Source organism: Desulfurivibrio nitratireducens (assembly GCF_044068515.1).
Classification (GTDB): domain Bacteria; phylum Desulfobacterota; class Desulfobulbia; order Desulfobulbales; family Desulfurivibrionaceae; genus Desulfurivibrio.
Genome location: NZ_JBIPKI010000092.1, coordinates 1 through 2,255 on the forward strand (window position 1 = coordinate 1; position 2,255 = coordinate 2,255).

The window sequence follows — 2,255 nt, forward strand, 5'->3', positions numbered from 1 at the left end:
TCGACGGTTGCCCCTGACCGCCCTGCCGGCCCTGCTGCTGGCTCTGCTGGGCCAGGAAGGCCAGCCCCTGGCCCTGCCCTGGCTGCTGCTGGGGACCGAACTGGCCCTGGATGCCACCGGCCGCCCCTTTCTGCTCCTGAGCGCCTGGCTCTGGCTGCTGGCGGCCTGGTTCGCCGGCCGCCACCTGGCCGGCGATCCCCGGCCCCGCCAGTTTTTCCTCTTTCTGCTGGCCGCCATGGCCGGCAATTTCGGCCTGATCGTAGCCCAGGACCTGGTCAGCTTCAATGTCTGCTTCACCCTGATGAGCCTGAGCGCCTACGGCCTGGTGATTCATCGCCGCGATCCCGCCGCCCTGCGGGCCGGCCGGATCTACCTGGTGCTGGTGATCCTGGGCGAAGTGGCGATCTTCATCGGCCTGATCGGCCTGGTTTACACGGCCGGCGGCCTGCTGGGCCTGACCCCGGCCGGGGCCGCCGCCACCCCCTTCAGCGCCTTTTTCCTGGTCGGCTTCGCCATCAAGGCCGGCCTGCCGCCCCTCCACTTCTGGCTGCCCCTGGCCCATCCCGCCGCCCCGATTCCGGCCAGCAGCGTACTCTCCGGGGCGATGATCAAGGCCGGACTGCTGGGCTGGCTCCGTTTTCTGCCGCCGGGGGAGAGCACCCTGCCGGAATGGGGCCTGCTTTTGCTGCTGCTGGGGCTCTTCGCCGCCTTCTACGGGGCCGTGGTCGGCCTGCGCCGCAATGAACCCAAGACGGTGCTGGCCTGGTCCAGCATCAGCCAGATGGGTTTGATCACCGCCGGCCTGGGCCTGGGCCTGGCCGTGCCCGCCGCCTATCCCGAGACCCTGGCGGCGGTCCAGGTTTACGCGGTCCATCACGGCCTGGCCAAGGGGGCCCTGTTCCTGGCGGTGGGAGTGGTCGGAGCCCGGGCCCTGCTGGCCCCGGCCCGGGCTGAGAGGGGGACCGGGGGCGGCTGGTCGCCGGCCGGAATCCTGCTGGCCCTGGGGGTGCTGCTGCCGGCCCTTTCCCTGGCCGGGGCTCCCGGCACCAGCGGTTTTCTCGCCAAGGGCCAGCTTTTGGCCGGCGGCCAGGCCGCCATCGTGCTGCTGCTGCCGGCCGAGGGGGCCGGGGCCCTCTGGGGGCCGCGCCTGTTCAGTCTGCTGCTGAGCCTCAGCAGTGTGCTGACCGCCTTGCTGCTGATCCATTTTCTGGCCCTGCTGGGGGAAAAATGGCGCCGGCCGGGCGAGAACGCGGCCGGGCCGGGACCGCCGGCCGCCGCCGGAAGCGGAGCGGCGGGCCTGCTGCTGCCCTGGGGTTTGCTGGTGATCTCCGGCCTGCCGCTATTCTGGCCCCTCTTGCTGCCGGCTGAACTGCTGCCGACCTCCGCCGGCGGCTGGGCCAAGCACCTGGGCGCCCTGGCCCCGATCCTGCTGGCCCTGCTGCTGGCCGGTTTGATTTATGGCCGGGAGTTGCCTTACGGCCGGGCCAGCCGCCGGGAGCGGGAACGGCCGGACCAGGTCGGCGAAACCATCATGGCGGCGGACGACAAGTTGGCCGGCACCGCAGAAGAGGCGGGGCTGCTGCAGATCATCGCCGCCTGGGAAGCAAAATGGCGGGAAGGCTTGCGGGGGGTGGCCGCGGCCGGGGAGCGCCGGCAACGCCACCTGCTCGAAGGTTTGGCGGAAATAAGCCGCCGGGTCGAGGAACGGCTCGCTTCCTGGTCCCTGGCCGGCTGCTCCTGCCTGCTGCTGATTTTCCTCTTTTTCTTCGGCCTGCTCTGATCGGGGGCCACAAACCGCTCCACCAAAAACAACCTCTCTGCGCCCTCTGTGTCCTCTGCGTCCTCTGTGGTTAAACAAAAAAGCTACGCGGGCAAGCAAGACGGCTGGGGATTTGTGGCGAGGTTGGCATTGTTGACCACAGAGAGCACAGAGAACACAGAGATACTTAAAAAATTGAGCATTTAAAGCACTACTCCGCAAGCCCGGTGCCCTTCCCCCAGAACCCAAGCCGTGCCATCAAACCCAACCTCTCCGTGTCCTCTGTGTCCTCTGTGGTTAACCAAATCCCCCCGCCAAAACCACCGGCAAAGGGGTATCGACCACGATCCCCACCGGCGTCGGGGTCGCCCGGTAGGCCAGGACCAGGACCCCGCCGGCGGCGGCCCGGCCCAAAGCGGCGGCGTAGGCGGGATCGATGGCGGCTGCCGGGGCAAAGGAGCGGGCGTCGCCCCGCTGGACGCAGAAGAGCATGGGG

The 2,255-nt window shown here is 69.1% G+C and carries 2 protein-coding genes; one reads left to right on the forward strand and one right to left on the reverse strand.

Annotation, left to right across the window (positions count from 1 at the left end):
- The coding region (locus ACHHTY_RS12005) for a complex I subunit 5 family protein (protein WP_395494409.1) at positions 1-1,780 on the forward strand (1,780 nt) is incomplete at its 5' end.
- 276 nt (positions 1,781-2,056) lie between these two features.
- On the opposite strand, the gene ACHHTY_RS12010 is transcribed toward ACHHTY_RS12005, so the two are convergent.
- Positions 2,057-2,255: DNA/RNA nuclease SfsA (locus tag ACHHTY_RS12010; protein WP_395494411.1), on the reverse strand; the 199-nt coding region annotated here is incomplete at its 5' end.